Source organism: Halomonas terrestris, from assembly GCF_049166755.1.
Taxonomy (GTDB): Bacteria; Pseudomonadota; Gammaproteobacteria; order Pseudomonadales; family Halomonadaceae; genus Halomonas.
Map to the genome: position 1 here is coordinate 64,766 of NZ_JBMHFZ010000007.1, position 23,192 is coordinate 87,957.

Consider the following 23,192-nt stretch of genomic DNA (forward strand, 5'->3'; position numbering starts at 1 on the left):
GGCGTTTCTGCCACGCGGGCGGCTCAGGCCGATACCCGCTTGGGCTCGTCGGCGAATACGCTCAGCCCCAGCCAGGTCTGCATGCTGCCCTGCAGCTGGCGCGATCCGGTCAGCCGGAGCTTGCCGGCGTCGAGGGCTTCCTGAACCGTCATCAGGCCCATCCAGATAGCGGTCATGCTGCGCAGGTCGCTGACGACGTAGAGATCGACATCGTAACCGGGCGCCTTCCTGCAAAGGTCGACGACGCCACCCTCGCCCGACTTGTCGATGACCACCCACCATTTCGCCCGGCCACGGGTCACATCCTGGTACAGAAACTGAATCGTGACGCGGTGGGGAGGCAGCGGGTCAGGGTTCAGGTTGCGGCGCATGTCCCACATCAGCAGCGACGGGTCCAGGTTCTTCATGGAGAGTTGCGCTTCCAGCCAGCGCTGCCCCCAGGCGCCCATCGCCATGATCACGGGGCGTAGCTCCTCGTCGGCCACCGCCAGCGCGTTGATGCTCGACCTCTCGCTGATGCGTGGGGTCTGGGTCGACCGCGAGCGCCGGGTCGCCCATGCCCAGGCGGGCTGCGTGCTCGGGGATGTGGATCGCGAGACCCAGGTCCACGGCCTGGCCACCGTGCTGGGTTTCATCTCGACCACCGGTATCGCCGGGCTCACCCTGGGGGGTGGCTTCGGCTACCTGACCCGGCGCTGGGGCTATACCACCGACAATCTGCTGGGGATGGACGTGGTGACCGCCGATGGCCAGCTGGTCCACGCCAGTGACGACGAGAATCCCGACCTGTTCTGGGGGCTGCGCGGCGGTGGCGGCAACTTCGGCGTGGTGACCGGCTTCGACTACCGGTTGTACCCCGTCGGGCCGGAAATCGTGGGGGGCTTGGTGGCCTGGCCTGCCAGCGAGGCGCCTGCGGTGCTCGAGCACTATCGTCGCCTCGCCGAGATCAAGCAGCGCTGGGATCCGGACAACCGCTTCCGGGTCAATCGCAACATTCCACCCATCCGGACAGCGCATGGGCAGGGCAATGCCTAGCGATGCCTCCCTTGCCCGCCCTCCTGAAGGCCGCCCTCGGGGCCTTCCCCGAGGGCGGCGATCCCTGGATCCGGCGTCGCCTTGACAGCGTACGGTGTCGTCCTATCTTGTGAATAGACCGGTCAGTCTGGTCTATTGCGTCAACACACCCTGCGCTGGTGGAGGTGCAACATGAACATGACAACGGAGTCTAGCTATCGTCTTGAAGGCACCATGCTGGAAATCTGCTCCTGTGCGGTTTCCTGCCCCTGTTTCATCGGCGAGGACCCTGACGGCGACGAATGCTTCGGGGTGATCGCCTTCCACCTGGAGAAGGGCGAGGCCCGGGGCGTCGACGTCTCCGGCCTGACCCTGGTGAACGTCGCCCATATCCCCGGCAATGCCCTGGCCGGGGGCTGGCGCTCGGTGCTGCTGGTGGACAGCAATGCCCGGGACGACCAGTACGAGGCCCTGCTGGATGCCTTCGGCGGCAAGCTGGGCGGGCCGCTGGCCGACCTGGCGAGCCTGGTCGGCGAAGTCGTCGCCGTCGAGCGGGTGCCGATCTTCCACGAGGCCCGGCAGGCCGAGGGGCGACTGGAGGCCGAGGGCATGCTCGAGGCGGCCTTCTCGCCCATCCAGTCCTCGCCGGACGGGACCACCGCGACGCTGCACGACAGCGCCTTCACCACGGTGAAGGGGGCACCGGCCTATCTCGGCAAGTCGCGGCGCTACCGGGTGACCCTGCCCCAGCACGGCATGGACTGGTCCTTCGACGGCCACAACACCATCCAGACCGCCTGGATGATGGAGCACCAGCCATGAGTGCCATCGCCGTAGCGCGCCCCGCCTGGCGGCGCGCTCCGCTCCTCATGGCGGCCATCCTCCTGGCCTGGGGGCTGGCCATCGGTGCCGAACTGACCGGCCAGGCGCAGTGGGTCCATCATCATCGGCTGGTGGTCGATGGCGTCACGGTCTGGGCCAGCCTGGCGCTGTTCCTGGTGGCCTGGCAGGTCCACATTGCCGCCATGATGCTGCCCACCACGCTGCCCATGGTCGACCTCTTCCATCGGGTGGCCGCGGGGCAGCGGCATCCCGGGCTGGCCCGCATCAGCTTCCTGGGCGGCTACCTGGCGATCTGGACCCTGTTCGGCATCGCCGCGCTGCTCGGCAATGCGCTGCTGGGCCAGGCGTCCCAGCACTGGCCGTGGCTGCTGCAGCGGCCCGAATGGCTGGCCGGCGCCGTGCTCGTGCTCGCCGGCGCCTTCCAGTTCTCCTCGCTCAAGGAGCGCTGCCTGGACAAGTGTCGCCAGCCGCGCTCCTTCCTGCTCAACCACTACCGCCAGGGCATGACCGGCGGCTTCGCCCTGGGAGTGCGGCACGGGGCATTCTGTCTCGGCTGCTGCTGGGCGCTGATGCTGGTGATGTTCGTGGTGGGGATCGCCAACCTGGCCTGGATGGCGCCGCTCGCGGCATTGATGCTCGTGGAGAAGGTCACACGTCATGGCCGGCGCATCGTGCGCCCCACGGGGGCCGTGCTGATCCTGGCGGGGCTGCTGGTGATGGCCGGGCCGGCGTGGCTGCCGACCCTGGTGCCGATGCACGCCATGCATTGAGGAGCGCAGGTTCACCCCGACGGCGGCGTGGCGAGGGCTCGCCACGCCGCTGGCGAACGGCCTTCCGCGTCGCTGCCATCACCTCCCGGCGCCCGCTGCTGCCCACCGTCGGCCCCGCCTCGCGAAGGGCCTCGACGCGCGGGGCGATTCCTGACGAAATATTCCCCTCCGGTGTCGATTTCCATGATCGCCGCACGACTCCAGGTAGGCCCCGTTCCAAGAGGTCGGCCCGGCGTGACGGGCCGATGAACGAAAAGGAGAGCACCGCATGAAGTACGTCGCACTGGTCTACTACCCGGAGAGCATCACCGAGGCGATGAGCGAACAGGAGTGGCACGACCTCAACCAGGAGTGCCTGTCCGGCGTGGAGCGCCTGGCGGACAACGGCCACTACCTGGCGGGCCAGGCCCTGCAGACGGTGGATACCGCCACCCGCGTGCGGGTGCGCGACGGCGAGGTGTTGATCGCCGATGGCCCCTTCGCCGAGACCAAGGAGCAGCTGGCCGGCTTCTACCTGCTCGACGCCCGGGACCGGGACGAGGCCCTGCAACTGGCCAGCCGGATACCGCCCGCCCGATTCGGCACCATCGAGGTGCGTCCGGTGCGGGAACTGCCACCCCGAGACACGGGAGACAAGTCATGACCTACGTCGATGGTTTCGTTGCCGCGGTACCCACCGCCAACCGCGAGCAGTACCTCCAGCACGCCCGCGATGCCGCGGTGGTGTTCAAGGAGCACGGCGCCCTGCAACTGGTGGAGTGCTGGGGCGACGACGTGCCCCAGGGCAAGCTCACCTCCTTTCCCATGGCGGTGAAGTGCCAGCCGGACGAGACCGTGATCTTCTCCTGGATCACCTGGCCCTCCCGCGAGGTGCGCGACCGGGGCATGGCCAGGGTCATGGAGGACCCGCGCCTGCAGCCCGACGCCAACCCCATGCCCTTCGACGGCCAGCGGCTGATCTACGGCGGCTTCGCGGTCGTCGTGGACGAGTAGCCGCCCGGGCCCGGTGCCGAACCGCAGCCTCGCGAAGCCATCACGGCGTGGCACCCGTCGTGATCCCGATGGAGAAATCACATGACAACGCCAGCAAGGAACACCATTTGCCTCTGGTACGACGGCGGCGCCGAAGAGGCGGCACGCTTCTACGCCGATACCTTTCCCGATTCGTCCGTCGGAGCCGTGCTCCGCGCACCGGGCGACTTTCCGACCGGCCAGGAGGGGGACGTATTGACCGTCGAGTTCACCGTGCTGGGGATTCCCTGCCTCGGACTCAACGGCGGGCCTGCGTTCACCCACAACGAGGCGTTCTCGTTTCAGGTCGCCACCACCGACCAGGACGAGACGGATCGCTACTGGAACGCGATCGTCGGCAACGGCGGAGAGGAGAGCGCCTGTGGCTGGTGCAGGGACAAGTGGGGCGTGTCCTGGCAGATAACGCCGATCGCCCTGACAAGGGCGATTGCCCATCCCGATCCCGCCGTCGCCAGGCGGGCCTTCGATGCGATGATGCAGATGAGGAAGATCGACATCGCGGCGATCGAGGCGGCGGTTCGCGGCTGAGAGGCGATCGACAAGGCGCGGCGGAGGGCCTGGGTCGGCCGGCGGGCAAGCTCGGGGGCGATAGGCGACACTGGTCGTGTAGGGGCGGAATCGCGAGGGCCGATGACGATGGCCGACACACGACCTCCGGGGCAGGCCGCCTTCCGGCGGAAAGCCTGGGCGGATGCCTATGCCGAGCTGACCAGTGCCGCTCGGGGGACCGCGCTGGCGCTGGACGATCTCGAGCGACTCGCCATCGCCGCCTACCTGGTAGGCAAGGACGACGAGAGTCACGACCTCTGGGCCCGGACGTATCAGCAGGCACTGGCGGCGGGCGATCTGGCGCGTGCCGCCCGGTGCGCGTTCTGGTCGGGTTTCGGGCTGCTCATGGGCGGCGAGAGGGCGCGGGGCGGCGCCTGGGTCGCGCGTGCCCGGCACCTCGTCGACGAGGAGGGGCTCGACTGCGTGGAAGCCGGCTATGTGGTGCTGCCTGCCGCGCTCCAGCGCCTGGGAGGGGGCGACCCCGCCGGGGCGCACGCCCTCTTTCGCCAGGCGGGTGAGCGCGGTCGCCGCTTCGGGGATGCCAACCTGGTGGCCATGGCCTGCCTCGGTCAGGGCCAGGCCCTGATCGGGGAGGGCAGGATCGGCGAGGGAGCAGCCCTGCTGGACGAGGCCATGCTGGCGATAGAGGCCGGTGAGCTCTCGCCCCTGGCCGCGGGGATCGTCTACTGCGGGGTGATCGAGACGTGCCAGCAGATCTTCGACCTGGGCCGGGCCCAGGAGTGGACAACGGCGCTCAGCCGCTGGTGTGACGCCCAGCCGGACCTGGTCCCGTATCGCGGGCGCTGCCTGGTGCACCGGGCCGAGCTCATGGCGCTGCATGGCACCTGGCCACAGGCCCTGCAGGAGGCGCAGAGCGCCTGTCGCCACCTGCGTGATCGGCCCGGCGAGGCCGCCACCGGCGCGGCCTACTACCTGTGCGGCGAGCTCCATCGCCTGCGGGGCGAGTGGGGCGAGGCCGAGCGGGCCTACGCCCAGGCCAGCCGCTGGGGACATGCGCTCCAGCCCGGCCTGGCCCTGCTGCGACTCGCCCAGGGCAAGGTGGCTGCCGCCGAGACGGCGATTCGGCGCATCCTCGACGAGGCCGGGGAGGCGCCGGCCCGCATCGCCGTCCTGCCCGCCTACGTCGAGATCATGCTGGCCGTGGAGGACGGGCCAGCGGCCCGGGGCGGTGCCGAGGAACTCGCCCGGATCGCCGAGACCCTGGACGCGCCCTTCCCGCGGGCCCTGGCGGCGGGTGCCCGGGGCGCGACCCGGCTGGCCGAGGGCGATCCGCGGGCGGCGCTGGGGCCCCTGCGTGAGGCGTGCCGGACGTGGGAGGAGCTGGACGTCCCCTATGAGCTGGCCCGCACCCGGGCGCACATCGGGCGTGCCTGCCGGCAGCTTGGCGATGCCGACAGCGCCCGGATGGAGTTCGACACGGCGCAGTGGCTTCTCGAGCGGCTGGGCGCCGCACCGGAGCTGGCGCGCCTGCAGGCCATCGCCTCGGGCGACTCGGCTCGCCATCGCCACGGCCTGACACCGCGTGAGCTCCAGGTGCTGCGCCAGGTGGCCGCCGGCAAGACCAACAAGGCCATCGCTCGCGAGCTCCACGTCAGCGAGCGGACCGTCGACCGCCATGTGGCCAACCTCCTCGCCAAGCTCAACGTGCCGTCACGAACGGCTGCCACGGCCTACGCCTGCCGGCATGACCTCCTGTAGGGCGTCCCCCTCGTTCCCGCGATGCCTGGCGGAGATTACCCAGTGGCCGCGCGCGACGAATTGGGTAGCTTCGCCGAAGCGGCGCCCGCCCGCCTGACCCACTCTCGAGGTGTGGCGATGATCCGAACGAGGGGAGGGACGGTCATGACGCTCAGCGACAGCACCATGCGGCAGTTCCAGGAGAGGCTGCGGGGGCCGCTCATCCTGCCGGCTCAGGCAGGCTATGACGAGGCCCGCCGCGTGTTCAACGGCCTGATCGACCGACGCCCGGCCATGATCGTGCGCTGTGCCGGGGTGGCCGACGTGATGGCGTCGGTCATCTTCGCGCGGGAGGCCGACCTGCCGATCGCCGTGCGCGGCGGCGGCCACAGCGTGGTGGGCAGCGCCGTCTGTGACGATGGCCTGGTGCTCGACCTGTCGTCGATGCGCAGCGTGTGGGTCGATCCGCGGCAACGCCTGGCGCGTGCCGAGGGCGGCGCCACCTGGGGGGACTTCGATCACGAGACCCAGGCCTTCGGCCTGGCGACCACCGGCGGCATCGTGCCCTCGACCGGCATCGCCGGGCTCACCCTGGGCGGCGGGATCGGCTACCTCAACCGCAAGCACGGCCTGGCCTGCGACAACCTGGTGTCGGCCGATGTGGTGACCGCGGAGGGGCGCCGGGTGACGGCCAGTGCCGACGAGCACCCGGACCTGTTCTGGGGGCTGCGCGGGGGAGGCGGCAACTTCGGCGTGGTGACCTCCTTCGAGTACCGGCTGCACCCGGTGGGGCCGGTGCTGGGTGGCGAGATCGTCTATCCCCTCGAGCGTGCCGGGGAGGTCCTGCGCTTCTATCGCGACTGGTCCAGCGACGCCCCCGAGGAGGTGCGGGCGGATGCCACCCTGGTGTCCGGGCCCAAGGGCCCCGTGTTGAATATCAAGGTGTGCTGTTGCGGGTCCCTCGAGGAGGGCGAGGCCGCGTTGCGGCCCCTGCGCACCTTCGGCGCTCCCGTGCTCGACAGCGTGGCGCCGGTCCCCTACGCCTGGGTGCAGAACCTGCTCACCGAGGTGTTCCAGCCCGGCCGGCGGCACTACTGGAAGGCCGGCTTCCTGCACGCCTTCAGCGACGACGCCATCGACGCGCTCCTGGAGTTCTTCAGCGCCGACACGCCGGCGCCCTTTGCCGCCATCGCCATCGAATACCTGGGCGGGGCGATCAGCCGCGTGGACGCCCGGGACACCGCCTTCGCCCACCGGCAGGCGCAGCACAGCGTCCTGGTGCTGCGGATGTGGGACGATCCCGCGGAATCGGCAGCGAACATCGACTGGGGACGCCGTTGCTTCCACACCGTGGCGCCTTTCCTGGAGGAGGGCGCGTACGTCAATTACCTGGGCAACGAGGGCCAGGCGAGGGTCAGGACGGCCTATGGGGTCAACTACCCGCGGCTGGCCGCGCTGAAGCACGCCTTTGATCCGGACAACGTCTTCCGCTTCAACCAGAACATCGAGCCGGGCCACCCCACCCCGTGAGGTAGCCCGTTGTGCGCTTGTCGAGACGGTGCCGGAGACGGGGCGCCGGCCGGGAAGGGGTGCGCAGGGCGTCCCGGCGGTGCCATGGCGCTCAGCGCGACGCCCGGGCCTGCCCGGCGGCTACCGGCAGGATGCCCTGCTCCCGTGCCAGGGCACAGGCGGCCCGGGGGCCGGCCCACAGCGAGGGCAGCAGCACCAGCGAGACCGGAATCGCGGTGATCACGATGAACTGCTGCAGCGCACCGATCTGCCCCGCACCCATGTAGAGCAGGATGCCCGCCATCAGCGCCATGGCGATGCCCCAGAAGGCGCGCATCAGGCGACTCGGCGCGTCGTGGCCGGCGCACACCACGGCGATGGCGTAGCTCATCGAATCCCCGGTGGTGGCCACGAAGATGCTGGTCAGCAGCAGGATGGCCAGGGCCATCAGGGGCCCGCCCGGCAGCGCCTGGGCCACGGTGAGGGTCGCCACGTCGAACTGGAAGTTGTTGAGCGCCTCGCCGAGGTCGATCACCCCGGTCAGCTGGTAGTGGATGCCGGAGCCGCCCAGCAGGGTGAACCAGATGGCGGTGGCCACCGGGGCCATCACCGCCACGGCCAGGATCATCTCACGGATGGTGCGGCCCCGCGAGATGCGCGCCACGAAGATCGCCATCAGCGGCGCATAGCCGATGAACCAGGCGAAGAAGAACACCGTCCACCACTGCATCCACCAGGCCGGCGCCGTCTCGGCGGTCATGGTGGCCATGGCGAAGAACGACGACAGGTACTCGCCGAAGCCCTGGCCGAAGGCGTTGACCAGGAACAGGGTGGGCCCGGCCAGCAGGATCACCGCGGCGATGGCCAGCGCCAGGAAGACATTGAAGCGCGACAGGATCTGGATGCCCCGGTGGATGCCGGTCATCGCCGAGGTGACATAGACCCCTGCCAGCAGCACCAGGATGCCGAGCTGGGTGGCGTAGCCCTGGCCGACCCCGAACAGCTCGTGCAGGCCGAAGCTCACCTGGGTGGCGAGAAAGCCGATGGGGCCCACGGTGCCGGCGACCACCGCGATCACGCAGCAGGCATCCACCAGGCTGCCGAAGGCCCCCTTCATGATGCGCTCGCCGAACACCGGGAAGAGCAGGGTGCGCGGCTGCAGCGGCTGGCCCTTCACGTAGTGGGCATGGGCCAGCACGATGGCGGAGAGCGAGCCCAGCACCGCCCAGGCGAGAAAGCCCCAGTGCATGAACGACTGGGCCAGGGCGCCGGCCACGGCCTCGGCGGTGCCCGCCTCGGTGTCGAAGGCCGGCGGCGTCACCACGAAGTGGTAGATCGGCTCGCCCGCGGCGAAGAAGACCCCGCCCCCGGCCAGCAGGGTGCACATGATCATCGACAGCCACTTGAAGGTGCCGATCTGCGGGCTCTCGAGATTGCCGACTCGCGCCCCGGCGGCCGGCGAAATCGCCACGCCGATGGCGATCACGAAGGTCAGCAGCAGCAGGAGCTGGAAGTAGGTGCCCAGCGTGGCCGCCGTCCAGGCGAAGCCGGCGCCGATGCTGTCGGCCACCCGATCGATATCGAACAGCGACAGGCCGACGAAGGCGACGATGAAGCCGACCGTGAGCAGCAGCACGATGGGGTCGCCCAGGCGCGACAGCGCCGAGGCCCCGGCGGGGGAGGAAGTGCGATGGGATGACATGGAGACGCTCTAGTTGCGGAGGGTGTGTGCGCCGATGAGCCATGGCGCCGACTAGAGCGATAGTATTCTAACAACCTTAGACCTAAGTCTAAAGCGGGGCGTAAGGTCCTCTTCGAGAGCAGTGCGAACCTGCTCTGCCTGACCGAGCGCAGTGCCAGGCTGATGCCTGACGCTCCCCGAGGCCGCAACGAGGTGGTGACCTGGCGGCTTGCCGCGCTCAATTCGGTCGAGGCGGCCCGTCCCTCCTTCGTGAAGGCCATGCCGACCCGCTGGCACATCGTGCCGTGGCAGATGCGGACCGTCAGCGATGATAGAGGCGGTCGCTCTGATGCGGCTTCGGCGATATCCCCGTGCCCTTGCACGTGGCACTGATCGACGAGTGCCGCTCTTGCAGGGCCTTCCCTGCGGAAACAAGCCGTGGTTTTCCACGGCTTGTTTCCGCTCGGGGGTGATGGAAAGGCGCCGGCTGACTTCGGCTCACTCGTTCCTTCCTTGCGGTGGCTGAGGGGCTAGATCTTTCCCATCAACAACAGGACGAGCAGGATGATCAGTACCAGGCCCAACCCCCCGCTGGGGCCGTATCCCCACCCCCGGCTGTGTGGCCAGGCAGGTATCACACCGATCAGGAGCAGAATAACAACGATCAGAAGAATTGTTCCGATTGACATGTCATGTCTCCCAGCTACGAGTGTCGAAGCAGTCCGCACCTTGTGCCGGCATGCCAGCATGCATCGTCCACTCTGATTCCCTCGTCCCCATTCGAAAACGGCCATTACGCATCGGGCCGTGATCCGTGATTGTTCGAAGCCAGGGGCCAGCTCCTTCATTGACAGTAGACCATGAGAAGGTCGCCGTCCTTGTTCCTGCACCCTCTTCGTGCCGCCTTCCCCTTCTTCGCAGCGGGGCGGCACGCGTCGGTCGAAAACCCCTGATACTCCACGCATTAGCGGCATAAGATAGTCAGAGTGAGGCATATCATTTCATTGAGGATAAGGAGGATGATACTCAGAAGATGGCACCATCCTTTCTGCCCGAGCCTCCGGCATCGATCCGGCCGGAAGGTGCTTCGGGACCTCGCCACGACGGGGGGAAACGGGACTATCATGGATGGGCCTCCCCCTCGCGAAGGGGCCCTTGCCAGCACTGCTACCTGACGCCTGCATCCGGCCATGTCGAGCAGCTGACGACCTGAGACGTCATCATGAAAACACTCATCTTCAGGTATTGGGATCGTACCCGTTCCAGCCTCTGGTTCATCCCCACCCTCATGGCCTTCGTCGCGGTGTTGCTGGCCTTCTGCAGCGTCGCCCTGGACAGGGCGGTAACGAACTGGCTGTGGCATGCCTGGGACTGGACGTTCACCGGCGGCGCGGAGGGGGCCAGTGCCGTGCTTGGGGTCATCGCCGGCTCCATGATCACCATTGCCGGGGTGGTGTTCTCCATGACGCTGGTGGCCCTGTCGCTGGTCACCTCACAGCTGGGCCCCCGCCTGCTGCGCAACTTCCTGCGCGACACCACGACCCAGGTCGTGCTGGGCACCTTCGTCGCCACCTTTCTTTACTGCCTGCTGGTCCTGCTGACCATCCGGCGAGAGGAAGAAGTGGCCTTCGTGCCTAACGTGTCGGTGGCCCTCGGTGTCTTCCTGGCCGTCGCTAGCGTGGGCGTGTTGATCTACTTCATCCATCACGTGTCCGTATCGATGCAGGCCAACGAGATCGTGGCGCGCGTCAGCAAGGAGCTGATTGCCGCGACCGGCCGCCTGTTTCCGGAACATATCGGACAGGGAGCACCCGAGGAGTCGAGGGCGCCACCCGAGGCGGAATTCCTCGACGCCTTTGAGCGGCAGTCGCGCTCGATTCCCGCGAATGCGGACGGCTACCTCCAGTTCATCGATACCGAGGCCCTGCTGGCCCTGGCAGTGCAGGAGGATGTGGTGATACGGCTGGAGCGAATCCCCGGCCACTACGTCGTCGCCGGTTGTCCGCTGATGCGGGTCTGGCCCGGCGCGCGGGTGGCTGACATTCCGGTGGCGCGGGCCAACGCCGCTTTCGCCCTGGGGAACCAGCGCGCCTCGGGCCAGGACATCGAGTTTGCAGTGACCCAACTCGTGGAGATCGCCCTGCGGGCCCTGTCGCCCGGGGTCAACGACCCCTTCACGGCCATCACCTGCATCGACCATCTGGCCTCAGCGCTGAGTCGGTTGGCCATCCGCCAGAAGCCGTCGCCCTATCGGCATGACAGTCAGGGGCGGCTGAGGGTGATTGCCCTGGCGGCGACGTTTCCCGAGGTCACCGGTGTGGCGTTCAACCAGATCAGGCAGCAGGCTCGCTCCAATGCTGCGGTGACGATACGCCTGCTGGAGACGTTAGCGGTGGTCGCTCGATTCACGCATCGTCCCGAGGATCGAGCGGCCCTGCTGCTGCATGCCGATATGATCGTTCGAGGGGCCCGCGAGGGACTGCTGGAAACCGAGGACCTCCGGGTGGCGGAAGAACGCTACCGGGCGGCGATGCAGCTGTGCAGTGGACCCGGGGATGTCTCCCCATGCCCGTCAGGGCACACCGACCCACGCCACCTCTAGCCGAAACGCCCCGGCGGCCTTGTCGACGATCATCAACCCCACCTGGTCAATCCCTGAGGGATCGATAGGCGGGATGCCCTCCAGCAGTCGGCCGCGGAACACCGCCTCGAAGTCGTGCCAGGGCAGGGTGACGCGCTGCCACTCGCCGGCGGACGGCTGGAAGCTTGCCCGCCAGGCGGCGCCCTGAGGCAGCTGGTCGGTGTAGAGCCGCAGCTGGTAGGCGCGGCCGTCGCCGCGCACATGGAGTGCAAGGCCCGCCTCGAGGCCGAGGTCGAAGGCCTCGGGGTCGCGGCGCACCGAGGCGAAGCCGCCGTTGTTGGCCAGCGACGTCTCGCCGCTGAAGACGCCGATGCCGTCCTCCACGTGCAGGCCGCCCCGGGAGATGCCACCCATCACGCCGTCGTTGATGGCGCGCCAGCGGCTGGCCTCGCCGGGGTCCTGGAAGTCGATCAGGTAGGTCATGGGCGCTCCTTGTCGCATCTCGTCTGCCGTCGTCTCGCGTTCGACCTGTGCCGTCACGGTAATCTGCCGTTCGCGGGCGTGACCATCGGCGACCGCCATGCCAATCACGGCCGCGACGCCGGCAGCGGCCATGATTCGGAAGGTCCGTCGCCATTGCCTCATTACGTGTCCTCGTCGTGTCCATGTCCAGCATGCCGGTCATGGCGCGTGCTGTCTTCCCGGCTGGCACCGGCCGGATCCTGGGCGATACTCAGTGACGGCAACGGCCAGCCATCGCGAGGATGCCATGAACTATGACGAGGCGGTGAAGCACACCTGGGCGCCGGAAGCGGCGCCGCCGCAGGGCGAAGCCGAGAGCATGCGGATGCTGATCCGCTACGCGACGCTCGCCCCCTCGGGGCACAACACCCAGTGCTGGCGGTTCCGGGTAGAGGCGGGCGCCATCCGCATCCTGCCGGACCTCACCCGGCGCACCCCGGTGGTGGACCCGGACGACCACCACCTCTACGTCTCGCTGGGCTGTGCCACCGAGAACCTCTGCCTGGCCGCCCGGGCGATGGGGCTGGATGCCCGTGCCGAGTTCCGGCCCCGGGGCGATGGCGAGATCCGGGTCACCCTGACGCCCGGCGAGGCCGAGGCGACGCCGCTGTTCGAGGCCATCGTCGCGCGCCAGTGCACCCGCGGAGACTATGACGGCACGCCGCTTGCCGCCGACGAACTGGCGCTGCTGCAGGCGGCGGGCAGCGGGGAGGGGGTCTCGCTGCTGCTGCTCACCGAACATGACGCCATCGAACGGGCGCTGGGGTTCATCCTCGAGGCCAATGCCCGGCAGCTGCAGACCCCCGCTTTCTGCCGGGAGCTTGCGGCGTGGATCCGCTTCAACGACGCCGAGGCCGTGGAGACGGGCGATGGCCTGAGCGGCCGGGCGACCGGCAACCCCCAGGCGCCGCGCTGGCTCGGCAAGCTGCTGATACGCGCCATGCTGCGGCCGAAGGCGGAGAATGCCAAGGTGGCTCGCCAGGTGCGCAGCTCAGCCGGGCTGGCGGTGTTCGTCTCGGCGAAGGATGACCGGGCACACTGGGTCGAGGCCGGCCGCTGCTACCAGCGCTTCGCGCTGCAGGCCACGGCGCTGGGCATCCGCAACGCCTTCGTCAACCAGCCGGTGGAGGAGGCGGGCGTACGCCCCGCGTTCGCCCGGGCGCTGGGGCTGGCCGAAGGCCGCCCGGACCTGGTGGTGCGCTTCGGCCGGGGCCCGGCCATGCCCCGCTCGCTGCGCCGACCGGTGGAGCGCGTGATGGAGCAGGGGGAGGCATGAAGCGCGAACGCGCGCTTCTTACCTTCCTGCATGACACTCCTCGCCTTGCTTCCTAAGGAAGTCGCCGATGAAGCGCTTAGTCATTGCTGCCTGGTGTCCGGTGATCGTCGCCGTGTTATCTCATCAGGCTGTTCGTCGCACGGCGGCTATTCCTCCAGCCTGATCCGGCGCAGCGTGTAGTCGCCCCCCTGGTTGGCCAGCACGAAGCCCTGGAAGGGATCGCGCAGGCCATTGTCCCGCACACTCAGCAGCCGCTGGTCATCCACGCGAACCTGCATCTGTCCGTCCTCGTCACGGGTCCAGACGATGCGGTGGAACCGGCCGTCCTCGAGGTCGAGGCTGCCTTCGTGGCGGGCGACCACCTCGGCGCTGCCGGAAACCAGCCGGACCAGGCTGAGCCCCGGGCGCGAGCCGGGCGTGTAGACCAGGCGATAGCCGGTGCCGCTGGGTCGGTTGCCCTGGAAGACCCCGAGTTCCAGGCTTCCAGTCCGCTGCCGGGAAGCGACGGCAAGCTCCATCCTGAAGGCGTTGTCGACGGGGGCATTGACGAAGATGCGTGCCGGCTCCACGGGGATCGACACCTCCTCGCCTTGCCTGATAGTGCCCGTCTGCTCGAGGATCAGCTCGAGCATGGCCAGGCCGATCTCCTCCGGCCGCTCGGCGCTGAGCCGGCGTGATTCGCGAGCGGTCGTCCGCCTCGTCTCCACGATGCTCCGCAAGCCGTTCTCATCCACATCGAAGTCGCCGCTGAGCACCGTCCAGGGCGGATTGCGACGGTAATCGCCGTCGCTGAAGTCGTCCTGCAGGGCGACCCGGGGCTCGGCGGCGGGTGGCGGTTCCGCGGATGCCTGTCTCTCCGTCTCGCGCAGGCGTCGCAACAGGCCGGCCGTTGCGTGGCCGTCCTGGGCCATGTCACTGTCGGCCTGAAACTCGCGTATCGCGCTGCGGGTGCGGCGTCCCATGGCGCCATCTACCGGGCCGGCGTCATAACCTAGCCGATTGAGCTCGCGCTGTATCTCGGCAATGCCCTGACGATCCGACAGGGTCTCGATATCGGGCCGCGCTCGTTCGGTCTCCTGTGATGGGGCTTCCTCCTCCGGACGCCAGCCGCGTGTCGCCTGCTGCGCCTCGGCGACCTGTCCGGCCGTCATGCGCTGGGCCAGTGAATCCCGTGCCTCGGCGGCATGGCGGTGGCCGCGGGCCGCGGCCAGGTTGTACCACTTGTGGGCTTCCACGAAATCCTGGGCGGTCCCGCTGCCGGCCTCGTGCAGGCGGCCCAGCATGTACAGGGCATCGGCATCGCCGCGTCTGGCCGCTGCGCCGAACTCCTGCAGGGCCTGGCGGTACTCCTGCCGCTCGTAGTAGCGCATGCCGTCGGCATAATCGGCGCTGGCCAGTCCGACGGAACCGATGAGGATAAGACTGAGTGCGAGTCCCTTGATGATCACGGTCGTGCCTCCAGTGAGCGGGCTTGTCATCCGTACCCTCAGGGTAGGCAAGATAGCCGGAAGGGGCCCGGCCGCCGGTCGGCGATCAGGGGGCGCGTTGCTCGAGGGGTCCAGCAAGCCTGCCCCGACGCGCCCTGCCTTCCCGGCTGGCGCCGGCCGGATCCTGGGCGATACTCAGTGATGGTATCGGCCAGTCACCGCGAGGGGGGTCGGCCCATGATCGATTCAGGAGGTATCAGGATGATGTTGCGACACGCGGGGTTCCTGTGTGCGCTGCTGCTGATGGCGCCCTCCGCTCGCGCGGAACAGATCATCGCGGCCAGCTTCGCCGAGCCGGTCACCCGTTACGGGCACTATGCCCTGGGTCGACCGCATGAATACGCGCGCCTGGTTGCTACGACCGATGCCGGGCGAGAGGCGGTGCTGGACCTGCCCGACGACGAGGTGTTCGAGGACCTGGCGCCACGCCTCGTGCAACTGGCGGATCAGGCACCGTCGACGGTGCTGGCGATCGTCAGTTCACGCGACGCCGGCTCGCGACTGGCGCTGATCGGCCTGGTCGGCGATCGGCTGGAGATGGTCGCCGAGTCGGCCCCCATCGGCAGGACGAACCGCTGGCTCAACCCGGTTGGCGTTGCCGACCTCAACGGCAACGGTGAGGCGGAGATCGCTGCGGTGACGACACCCCACATCGGCGGCGTGCTGAGGGTATACCGGCGCCGCGGAAACCGCCTGGTGGAAATCGACGCGCTGGCCGGCTTCTCGAACCACGTCTATGGCTCCGTGGAGCTTGAGCTGTCGAAGCCGGCGCGGGTCGATGGGCGCATGCAGCTGCTGGTCCCCGATGTGAGTCGCACGAGTGTGCGCGTCATGATGCTGGGTGAGGCGGGGCTGGTCGAAACCTACCGCTGTCCCTTGAGCGAGCCGATCACGGGCCCGGACGCGCTGCAGGAGTGCGAGCGCCGTCTGGCACCGGCCGCCCCGGGCACGCCCGAGCCCGCGAAGTGACGTGACGACGCGGCGGTACCATTTTGTAACCCCGCCATGACGCCCGGCGGGAAAAGCTGGATAATGGCGGGTTTTCCGCCCCCGCTGCCACGCCAACTCCCCCGGTGCCCCATGGAAATCAAGGTCAACTATCTCGACAACCTCCGCCTGGAGGCCAAGTTCGACGACTTCACGGTCATCTCCGACCAGCCCATCCGCTACAAGGGCGACGGCTCGGCGCCGGGCCCCTTCGACTACTTCCTGGCGTCGTCGGCGATGTGCGCGGCCTATTTCGTGAAGGTCTACTGCAACGCCCGGGATATCCCCACCGAGAACATCCGGCTGTCGCAGAACAACATCGTCGACCCGGAGAACCGCTACAAGCAGATCTTCAAGATCCAGGTGGAGCTTCCCGAGGACATCTCCGACAAGGACCGCCAGGGCATCCTGCGCTCCATCGACCGCTGCACCGTGAAGAAGGTGGTGCAGGAGGGCCCCGAGTTCGATGTCGAGGTGGTGGAGAACATCGACGAGGACGCCCAGGCGCTGCTGATGGGCGTGCCCAAGGGGGCGGAGGGCGCCGAGCAGGGCACCTGGATCGAGGGCAAGGACCTGCCGCTGGAGCAGACCATCGCCAACATGTCGGCGATGCTGGCCGAGCTCGGCATGAAGATCGAGATCGCCTCCTGGCGCAACATCGTGCCCCACGTCTGGTCGCTGCATATCCGCGACGCCGCCTCGCCGATGTGCTTCACCAACGGCAAGGGCGCCACCAAGGAGAGCGCGCTGTGCTCGGCGCTGGGCGAGTTCATCGAGCGCCTGAGCTGCAACTTCTTCTACAACGACCAGTTCTTCGGCGAGGCGATCGCGGCCAGCGAGTTCGTCCACTACCCCGACGAGAAGTGGTTCCCGCCGGGGCCGGGCGACGAGCTCCCCGCGGAGATCCTCGACGACCACTGCCGGGCCATCTATGACCCGGACGGCGAGCTGTGCGGCTCGCACCTGATCGACACCAACTCCGGCCGGGTCGACCGCGGCATCGTCTCGCTGCCCTTCGTGCGCCAGTCCGACGGCGAGACGGTCTACTTCCCGTCGAACCTGATCGAGAACCTCTACCTCAGCAACGGGATGAGCGCCGGGAACACCCTGGCCGAGGCCCAGGTGCAGTGCCTCTCGGAGATCTTCGAGCGGGCCGTGAAGCGCCAGATCCTCGAGGAGGAGATCGCGCTGCCCGATGTGCCGGCCGAGGTGCTTCAGCGCTACCCGGAGATCGTCGAGGGCATCGAGGCGCTGGAGGCCCAGGGCTTCCCGGTGCTGGTCAAGGATGCCTCGCTCGGCGGCCAGTTCCCGGTGATGTGCGTCACCCTGATGAACCCCCGGACCGGCGGCGTGTTCGCCTCCTTCGGCGCCCACCCGAGCTTCCACGTGGCGCTGGAGCGCAGCCTCACCGAGCTGCTGCAGGGGCGCAGCTTCGAGGGCCTGAACGACTTCCCGCCGCCCACCTTCAACTCCCAGGCCGTGACCGAGCCCAACAACTTCGTCGAGCACTTCATCGACTCCTCGGGGCTGGTCTCCTGGCGCTTCTTCAGCAGCCGGGCGGACGTCGCGTTCAGCGAGTGGGACTTCTCCGGCAGCGGTTCCAACAGCACCGCCGAGGAGGCCGCGGCGCTGTTCGGCATCCTCGAGGAGATGGGGCTGGAGGCCTACATGGCCATCCATGAGGACCTGGGCGCGCCGGTGTGCCGCATCCTGGTGCCGGGCTACTCCGAGGTCTACCCGGTGGAGGACCTGGTGTGGGACAACACCAACATGGCGCTGGACTACCGGGAGGAGATCCTCGACCTGCACCGCCTTGACGACGAGGCCCTCGCCGGCCTGCTGAAGCGCCTGGAGGAGAGCCAGCTCGACGAGCAGATGGACATCATCACCCTGATCGGCATCGAGTTCGACGAGAACACCGTGTGGGGCCAGCTGACCATCCTCGAACTGAAGCTGCTGATCAACCTGGCGCTTGCCCAGCACGAGGAGGCCCTGGAGCGGGTCGAGATGTTCCTGCAGTTCAACGACAACACCGTGGAGCGCAACCTCTTCTACCGCGCGGTGCAGGCGGTGCTTGAGATCGTGCTGGACGACGAGCTGGAACTCGACGACTTCCGCTATAACCTCGGCCGCATGTTCGGCGAGGCGACCCTCGAGGCGGTGATCGGCTCGGTGCAGGGCACGGTGCGCTTCCACGGCCTGACTCCCACCAGCATGGCCCTGGAGGGGCTGGAGAAGCACCAGCGACTGATCGAGAGCTACCGGAAGCTGCACGCGGCGCGCGCCGCCCGGGCCGGCATGCGCGCCCCGGCCTGAGCCCGGGTCGGCCATGTTGGCTCCAGGGTATTCTGCTCAAGCATGGTTTTGATACCTGATACGTTACAGGGTACACTTGAGCCATGATACGGAGCTTCAAGCACAAGGGCCTGGCCAAGTTCTTCAAGACCGGCAGCACAGCGGGTATTCAGGCCGTGCATGCCAAGAGGCTTCGGCTCATTCTCGGCCGACTGAATGCCGCGACGGATGCCAAGGACATGGACCTGCCTGGACTTCGGCTGCATGAGCTATCGGGCAATCGAGCCGGCATCTGGTCGGTCACCGTCAGCGGCAACTGGCGCGTGACCTTTCGGTTCGTGGACGGAGACGCCGAAATAGTGAACTACGAGGACTACCACTGAGGTGCCGCCATGCTGATGCACAATCCCCCCCATCCCGGAGAGGTATTGCGAGAGCTCTGCCTTGAGCCGCTGGGACTTTCCGTTACCGCGGCGGCAGAGGCATTGGGCGTTAGCCGTAAAACGCTGAGCGCCGTGCTGAACGGCAAGGCAGGTATCAGCCCCGAGATGGCGATTCGCCTCTCGATCGCCTTCGATACCTCGGCAGAGAGCTGGCTGAATCAGCAGTCCCAGTATGAGCTCTGGCACGCCGAACAGCATCGCAATGAGCTCAAGGTGAAGAGGCTGGTGGCGGCCTGAAAGTCAGCCCACTCCAAATCCCTGAAAACTCCCAGCACGCCTATCACCGCCCGGTGGGTCAGCCTAGTGCTCAGTCGTGCCGCGCGCGGCTGTCCTCGGGGGCCTGCTCGCGGTCGTGCATGCCGTAGTCGCGGATCACCCCGGCCACGCGCAGGCGGTAGTCGGCGAAGACCGTCTCGCGGCCCTTGGCCTGGGCGGCGCGATGGCGCTCCACCCGGCGCCATTCGGCGATGGCCTCCTCGTCGCGCCAGAAGGAGAGCGAGAGCAGCTTGCCCGGCTGGACCAGGCTCTCGAAGCGTTCGATGGAGATGAAGCCATCGATCTCCTCCAGCAGCGGGCGCAGGCCGGCCGCGATGTCGAGATAGTGGTCGCGCTGGTCGGGGTGGGGCACGACTTCGAAGATGACGGCGATCATGGCGGCTCCTGGTGAACGAACGCACATCGCGCCAGGTCACGCGAAGGCGGCGATACCGACGCGGCCCCTGGCGGGCACTCCCTCTGAACCTAACCCCACCTGGCCCCCGAGTCACTCACCCGGCTCGGGGGCCTGGCGTTTGGGTGCTGCCATGAGCGGGCTCGCGCCGGGGGCATGCGGCGGCGGTCAGAGCGTGCGCCAGGGGATCGGCGGGGGCGCCTGCAGGGTCTCCTTCACCGCCTTGAGTGCCGCGTCCAGCGCCTCCCGCGAGCGCGCCCCGCCCAGGCAGAGCCGCACCGCCTGGGGCGCCGGTTCGCTGCCCACGCAGAAGGGCTCCGGGCCGGTCAGGCGCACGCCGCGCTCCTCCAGGGCGGCGAGCAGCTCGGCGGCGCGCAGCCCCTCCGGCAGCGTCAGCCAGAGGTTGTTGCCGTGGGGCCGCCCGGACGGGGCGTATTCCCCCAGCCACCGGCGGGCCAGGCGCTGGCGCTCGGCCTGTTCCTCGATCTGCCAGGCCAGCAGCCGCTCGGCATCGGCGCTCTCCACGCAGCGGCAGACGGCCTCCACCATCAAGGGCGGGACCATCCAGCTCTGGGCGCGCACCGCCGCGCCCAGCGGCTCCAGCAGCGCCTCCGGCACCCGCAGGGCGCCAATGCGCAGCCCGCCCGCCAGCACCTTGGCGGTGCTGAAGGCGAACAGGGTGCGCTCCGGGGCCAGCCGATAGAGCGGGGTGCCGCGCTCGGCCTCCGGCAGGTACTGCACCCCATCCTCCAGGATCCAGAACTCGTGCTGCCGGGCCAGCGCCGCCAGACGCTCGCGCCGGTCCTCGCTCAGCAACGCGCCGATGGGGTTGTTCTGGTCCGGCGTGACGTAGACCAGCCGCGGCGGCTGCTGGGCACACAGCCGAGCGAGGGCCTCCATGTCCATGCCCGCGTCGTCCAGGGGCACGGCCAGCGTCTTGAGGTGCGCCTGGCGGGCGGCGCCGATCAGCCCGGGGTAGGTGAGGGCGTCGGCGGCGATCCGCTCGCCGGGGCGCGTCAGCGCCCGTAGCGTCAGGTCGATGCCGTGCTGGCCCCCCTGGGTGATCACCAGCGCCTCCGGCGAGACCGGCATGCCCAGGCGGGTCATCCAGGCGGCGAGGCGCTCACGGTGTCCCGCCAGGCCGCGTTCCGGCTGATAGGCCACGGCGCGCTCCAGCGCCGCGCGATCCTCGGCGATCCCGGCAAGCGCCTGGCCCAGCAGCGAGGCGCGCAGCGCATGGGGCGGCGGCAGGCTCAGGCTGAGGTCGACCAGGCCGTCGTCCTCCGCCGAGACGGAGGCCAGGAAGGGGGAGGCGTTCGTCTGCTCGGCGCCGCGCACATAGGTGCCGCTGCCCACCCGGGCGGAGACCCAGCCCTGACGCTCGGCCTCGGCATAGGCGCGCGACACCGTGCCCACGGTGACGCCCAGGGCATCGGCCAGGTGGCGCTGGGGCGGCAGCTTGCGGCCCGGAGGCAGCTCGCCGGCCTGGATGGCCCGGGCGATCGCCTCGGCGATGGCGCGGTAGCGGGGGCCCGTCTCGGTGAGCCGGGGTGTCCAGATTGTCATGGTGACAATAAAACCTTTGACGCCAGGATTGCGCCCATTAAGCTGAAAATTCACGGGCTGTATCGACAATAACCCCTAAATTGTATGGGTGCAATATGCTGGAAGCGGTGGCGTTCCTGGGGCCGGCGGCCCTCTACATGATCTCCATGACCATCACCCCGGGCCCCAACAACGTGATGCTCACCGCCTCCGGGGCCAACTTCGGCTTCCTGCGGACCCTGCCGCACATGCTCGGCATCCTGGGGGGCTGCTTCCTGCTGTTTGCCGGCATCGCCCTGGGGCTGGGCCTGCTCTTCGAGCGCTACCCGCTGGTGCAGACGATCCTGCGGGTGGCGGGCAGCGGCTACCTGCTCTATCTGGCCTGGCGCATCGCCACCGCACCGCCGCCGGACCTGCGTCGGCGCGGCGAGGGGCGCCCGCTGAGCTTCTGGCAGGCGGCGGCCTTCCAGTTCGCCAACCCCAAGGCCTGGGTGATGGGGCTGGCGCTGATGGCGGGCTTTCTGCCCGGCGATGGCAATACCCTGATCAACGCCCTGCTGCTGGCCGGGTTTGCCGAGCTGGTGGCGCTGCCCTGCATCGCGCTGTGGGCGGGCTTCGGCATGGCCATCGGCCGCTGGCTCGACACGCCGCGCGCCTGGCGGGTCTTCAACGGCGTGATGGGGGCGCTCACCGCCGCCTGCGTGATCTTTATCCTGGGGTAAGAGGAGGGGAGATGAAGACGATAGGGCTGATCGGCGGCATGAGCTGGGAATCGACCCAGACCTACTACCGGCTCATCAACCAGGGGGTGAAGGCGCGGCTGGGCGGGCTGCACTCCGCCCGGCTGGTGCTCTACAGCGTGGACTTCTCCGAGATCGATGCGCTGCAGCGCCGCGGCGACTGGGCGGCCACGGCGCAGATTCTCGGCGCGGCGGCCCGCTCCCTGGCGGCGGCCGGCGCCGATTTCCTGGTGCTGTGCACCAACACCATGCACAAGGTCGCCCCACAGCTCGAGCAGGTCGTCGAGATTCCCCTGCTGCACATCGCCGATGCCACCGCCAAGGCACTGCACCGGCGGGGAGTGACCCGGGTGGGGCTGCTGGGCACCCGCTTCACCATGGAGCAGGCCTTCTACCGCGAGCGCCTGGAGGCGCAGGGCATTCGGGTGCTGATTCCCGATGCCAAACAGCGCGAGCGGGTGCACGCCGTCATCTACGATGAGCTCTGCCGCGGCGAGATCCGCGCGGACTCCAAAGCCGCCTACCTGGCGATCATCGACTCGCTGGCCGGGCAGGGCGCCCAGGGCGTCATCCTCGGCTGCACGGAGATCGGGCTGCTGATCCAGGCCGACGATACGGACGTTCCCCTCTTCGACACCACCGCCATCCACGCCGAACAGGCGGTGGAGGCCGCCCTTGCGACCCCGGCGTCATAGCGCATTCCGGCGAATCCCCGTCGGATCGGCCTCCATGGAAAAATCGTCGCCGGTTGTCGATCTGGCCCTTCCTCACGCGACTACGGGGTGAGAGGTCCCGGTAGCTCACAAGGGTGAATCGGCTTCGGCCATTTGGCCGTGGCCTTGTGCCTGGAGGGAAGCGACCGGGCAATACTCGACCTGCAGCCATGAGGGAGGAACCCATGACGACGATTGCCAAGAACACGATTTGCCTCTGGTACGAGCGCGATGCCGAGGAGGCGGCGAGGTTCTACGCCAGCACCTTTCCCGATTCCTCCGTCGGTGCGGTCCATCGGGCACCGGGAGACTACCCGGCGGGCAAGCAGGGGGACGTCTTGACCGTCGAGTTCACCGTGATGGGCATACCCTGCCTGGGGCTTAACGGTGGGCCAGGCATCCAGCACAACGAGGCGTTCTCGTTCCAGGTGGCCACCGAGGACCAGGCCGAGACCGATTGCTACTGGAAGGCGATCGTCGGCAACGGCGGCCAGGAGCTCGAGTGCGGCTGGTGCAAGGACAAGTGGGGCATCTCCTGGCAGATTACCCCCATCGCGCTGACCAGGGCCTACACCAGTCCCGACCGCGCCGCCGCCAAGCGGGCGTTCGATGCCATGATGACGATGAAGAAAATCGACATAGCCGCGATCGAAGCGGCGGTTCGTGGCGAGACGCCGGCGGGCTAACAACCGCATGCGGCGGACGGCGTTGCATGCCGCCGCTGAGGCTGAGTGCCGACCACCCAGACCAAGCCCCCGAGCCACTCACCTGGCTCGGGGGCCTTGCCACCACTGCGACCAATCGGGTGTGGTATCCATCGGCTTCGTCGCATACGCT

24 protein-coding genes are annotated in these 23,192 nt (G+C 68.4%); 17 read left to right on the forward strand and 7 right to left on the reverse strand.

Features of this window, described 5'->3' with window-relative positions; all coding sequences use genetic code 11:
- Positions 1-23 precede the first annotated feature (23 nt).
- Complete coding sequence (locus tag ACOMD9_RS08855; RefSeq protein WP_421413868.1) at positions 24-461, reverse strand: hypothetical protein; 438 nt, start codon at positions 459-461, stop codon at positions 24-26.
- On the opposite strand from ACOMD9_RS08855, the gene ACOMD9_RS08860 reads away from it, so the two are divergent.
- From ACOMD9_RS08860 to ACOMD9_RS08895, 8 genes are all read left to right on the forward strand, one after another.
- Positions 454-1,035, forward strand: a complete 582-nt coding sequence (locus ACOMD9_RS08860; protein ID WP_421413870.1) for an FAD-binding oxidoreductase — start codon at positions 454-456, stop codon at positions 1,033-1,035. The genes ACOMD9_RS08855 and ACOMD9_RS08860 overlap by 8 nt on opposite strands.
- 171 nt (positions 1,036-1,206) lie before the next feature.
- On the forward strand, positions 1,207-1,836 hold the full coding sequence (locus tag ACOMD9_RS08865; RefSeq protein ID WP_421413872.1) for a DUF1326 domain-containing protein: 630 nt from the start codon (positions 1,207-1,209) through the stop codon (positions 1,834-1,836).
- Positions 1,833-2,627: a DUF2182 domain-containing protein gene (locus ACOMD9_RS08870; protein WP_421413874.1), complete on the forward strand. Its 795-nt coding sequence runs from the start codon at positions 1,833-1,835 to the stop codon at positions 2,625-2,627. The genes ACOMD9_RS08865 and ACOMD9_RS08870 overlap by 4 nt, the downstream gene beginning before the upstream one ends.
- Positions 2,628-2,895: 268 nt before the next feature.
- Positions 2,896-3,270 (forward strand): YciI family protein, encoded by a 375-nt coding sequence (locus tag ACOMD9_RS08875; protein ID WP_421413876.1) that lies wholly within the window; start codon positions 2,896-2,898, stop codon positions 3,268-3,270.
- The gene (locus tag ACOMD9_RS08880; protein ID WP_421413878.1) at positions 3,267-3,620 is read left to right on the forward strand and encodes a DUF1428 domain-containing protein; all 354 of its coding nucleotides are present in this window, start codon (positions 3,267-3,269) and stop codon (positions 3,618-3,620) included. Before ACOMD9_RS08875 ends, ACOMD9_RS08880 begins: the two co-directional genes overlap by 4 nt.
- A gap of 81 nt (positions 3,621-3,701) precedes the next feature.
- Positions 3,702-4,187 carry a VOC family protein gene (locus ACOMD9_RS08885; protein WP_421413879.1) on the forward strand — a complete coding sequence of 162 codons (486 nt, stop codon included), beginning with the start codon at positions 3,702-3,704 and terminating at the stop codon, positions 4,185-4,187.
- A 108-nt stretch (positions 4,188-4,295) separates the two neighbouring features.
- Positions 4,296-5,927: a helix-turn-helix transcriptional regulator gene (locus ACOMD9_RS08890; protein ID WP_421413881.1), complete on the forward strand. Its 1,632-nt coding sequence runs from the start codon at positions 4,296-4,298 to the stop codon at positions 5,925-5,927.
- A gap of 144 nt (positions 5,928-6,071) precedes the next feature.
- The gene (locus ACOMD9_RS08895; RefSeq protein ID WP_421413882.1) at positions 6,072-7,436 is read left to right on the forward strand and encodes an FAD-binding oxidoreductase; all 1,365 of its coding nucleotides are present in this window, start codon (positions 6,072-6,074) and stop codon (positions 7,434-7,436) included.
- Positions 7,437-7,527: 91 nt separating this feature from the next.
- Here the strand turns inward: ACOMD9_RS08895 and ACOMD9_RS08900 are convergent, their stop codons facing one another.
- Complete coding sequence (locus ACOMD9_RS08900) at positions 7,528-9,117, reverse strand: BCCT family transporter (protein WP_421413883.1); 1,590 nt, start codon at positions 9,115-9,117, stop codon at positions 7,528-7,530.
- Between the two features lie 509 nt (positions 9,118-9,626).
- Positions 9,627-10,091, reverse strand: coding sequence for a DUF3309 family protein (locus tag ACOMD9_RS21130; protein WP_465249806.1), 465 nt, complete (start codon positions 10,089-10,091; stop codon positions 9,627-9,629).
- A gap of 227 nt (positions 10,092-10,318) precedes the next feature.
- Here ACOMD9_RS21130 and ACOMD9_RS08910 point away from each other — a divergent pair, with 227 nt between their 5' ends.
- Complete coding sequence (locus ACOMD9_RS08910; protein ID WP_421413886.1) at positions 10,319-11,698, forward strand: DUF2254 domain-containing protein; 1,380 nt, start codon at positions 10,319-10,321, stop codon at positions 11,696-11,698.
- On the opposite strand, the gene ACOMD9_RS08915 is transcribed toward ACOMD9_RS08910, so the two are convergent.
- Positions 11,669-12,160, reverse strand: coding sequence for a CIA30 family protein (locus tag ACOMD9_RS08915; protein ID WP_421413888.1), 492 nt, complete (start codon positions 12,158-12,160; stop codon positions 11,669-11,671). The genes ACOMD9_RS08910 and ACOMD9_RS08915 overlap by 30 nt on opposite strands.
- A 286-nt stretch (positions 12,161-12,446) precedes the next feature.
- Between ACOMD9_RS08915 and ACOMD9_RS08920 the strand changes: the two genes are divergently transcribed.
- Positions 12,447-13,475 (forward strand): Acg family FMN-binding oxidoreductase, encoded by a 1,029-nt coding sequence (locus ACOMD9_RS08920; protein WP_421413890.1) that lies wholly within the window; start codon positions 12,447-12,449, stop codon positions 13,473-13,475.
- A gap of 146 nt (positions 13,476-13,621) precedes the next feature.
- On the opposite strand, the gene ACOMD9_RS08925 is transcribed toward ACOMD9_RS08920, so the two are convergent.
- Positions 13,622-14,923, reverse strand: a complete 1,302-nt coding sequence (locus tag ACOMD9_RS08925) for a peptidoglycan-binding protein (RefSeq protein ID WP_421413893.1) — start codon at positions 14,921-14,923, stop codon at positions 13,622-13,624.
- Between the two features lie 216 nt (positions 14,924-15,139).
- On the opposite strand from ACOMD9_RS08925, the gene ACOMD9_RS08930 reads away from it, so the two are divergent.
- The 4 genes from ACOMD9_RS08930 (at position 15,140) to ACOMD9_RS08945 (ending at position 18,924) form a co-directional block, all read left to right on the forward strand.
- Complete coding sequence (locus ACOMD9_RS08930; RefSeq protein WP_421413896.1) at positions 15,140-15,931, forward strand: hypothetical protein; 792 nt, start codon at positions 15,140-15,142, stop codon at positions 15,929-15,931.
- A gap of 111 nt (positions 15,932-16,042) precedes the next feature.
- Entirely contained in the window at positions 16,043-18,265 is a 2,223-nt protein-coding gene (locus ACOMD9_RS08935; protein ID WP_421413898.1) for an OsmC domain/YcaO domain-containing protein, read from the forward strand.
- Between the two features lie 83 nt (positions 18,266-18,348).
- Positions 18,349-18,627 carry a type II toxin-antitoxin system RelE/ParE family toxin gene (locus ACOMD9_RS08940; protein ID WP_290907302.1) on the forward strand — a complete coding sequence of 93 codons (279 nt, stop codon included), beginning with the start codon at positions 18,349-18,351 and terminating at the stop codon, positions 18,625-18,627.
- 9 nt (positions 18,628-18,636) lie between these two features.
- Entirely contained in the window at positions 18,637-18,924 is a 288-nt protein-coding gene (locus ACOMD9_RS08945) for a HigA family addiction module antitoxin (RefSeq protein WP_421413900.1), read from the forward strand.
- A 70-nt stretch (positions 18,925-18,994) separates the two neighbouring features.
- Here the strand turns inward: ACOMD9_RS08945 and ACOMD9_RS08950 are convergent, their stop codons facing one another.
- Both ACOMD9_RS08950 and ACOMD9_RS08955 read right to left on the reverse strand, forming a co-directional pair.
- Positions 18,995-19,339, reverse strand: a complete 345-nt coding sequence (locus ACOMD9_RS08950; RefSeq protein ID WP_421413902.1) for an antibiotic biosynthesis monooxygenase family protein — start codon at positions 19,337-19,339, stop codon at positions 18,995-18,997.
- A 186-nt stretch (positions 19,340-19,525) separates the two neighbouring features.
- The gene (locus tag ACOMD9_RS08955) at positions 19,526-20,923 is read right to left on the reverse strand and encodes an aminotransferase-like domain-containing protein (protein ID WP_421413904.1); all 1,398 of its coding nucleotides are present in this window, start codon (positions 20,921-20,923) and stop codon (positions 19,526-19,528) included.
- Positions 20,924-21,018: 95 nt separating this feature from the next.
- On the opposite strand from ACOMD9_RS08955, the gene ACOMD9_RS08960 reads away from it, so the two are divergent.
- From ACOMD9_RS08960 to ACOMD9_RS08970, 3 genes are all read left to right on the forward strand, one after another.
- Complete coding sequence (locus tag ACOMD9_RS08960) at positions 21,019-21,624, forward strand: LysE family translocator (protein WP_421413905.1); 606 nt, start codon at positions 21,019-21,021, stop codon at positions 21,622-21,624.
- Between the two features lie 11 nt (positions 21,625-21,635).
- On the forward strand, positions 21,636-22,337 hold the full coding sequence (locus tag ACOMD9_RS08965; RefSeq protein WP_421413907.1) for an aspartate/glutamate racemase family protein: 702 nt from the start codon (positions 21,636-21,638) through the stop codon (positions 22,335-22,337).
- A gap of 203 nt (positions 22,338-22,540) precedes the next feature.
- Positions 22,541-23,041, forward strand: a complete 501-nt coding sequence (locus tag ACOMD9_RS08970; protein WP_421413908.1) for a VOC family protein — start codon at positions 22,541-22,543, stop codon at positions 23,039-23,041.
- Positions 23,042-23,192: the final 151 nt, after the last annotated feature.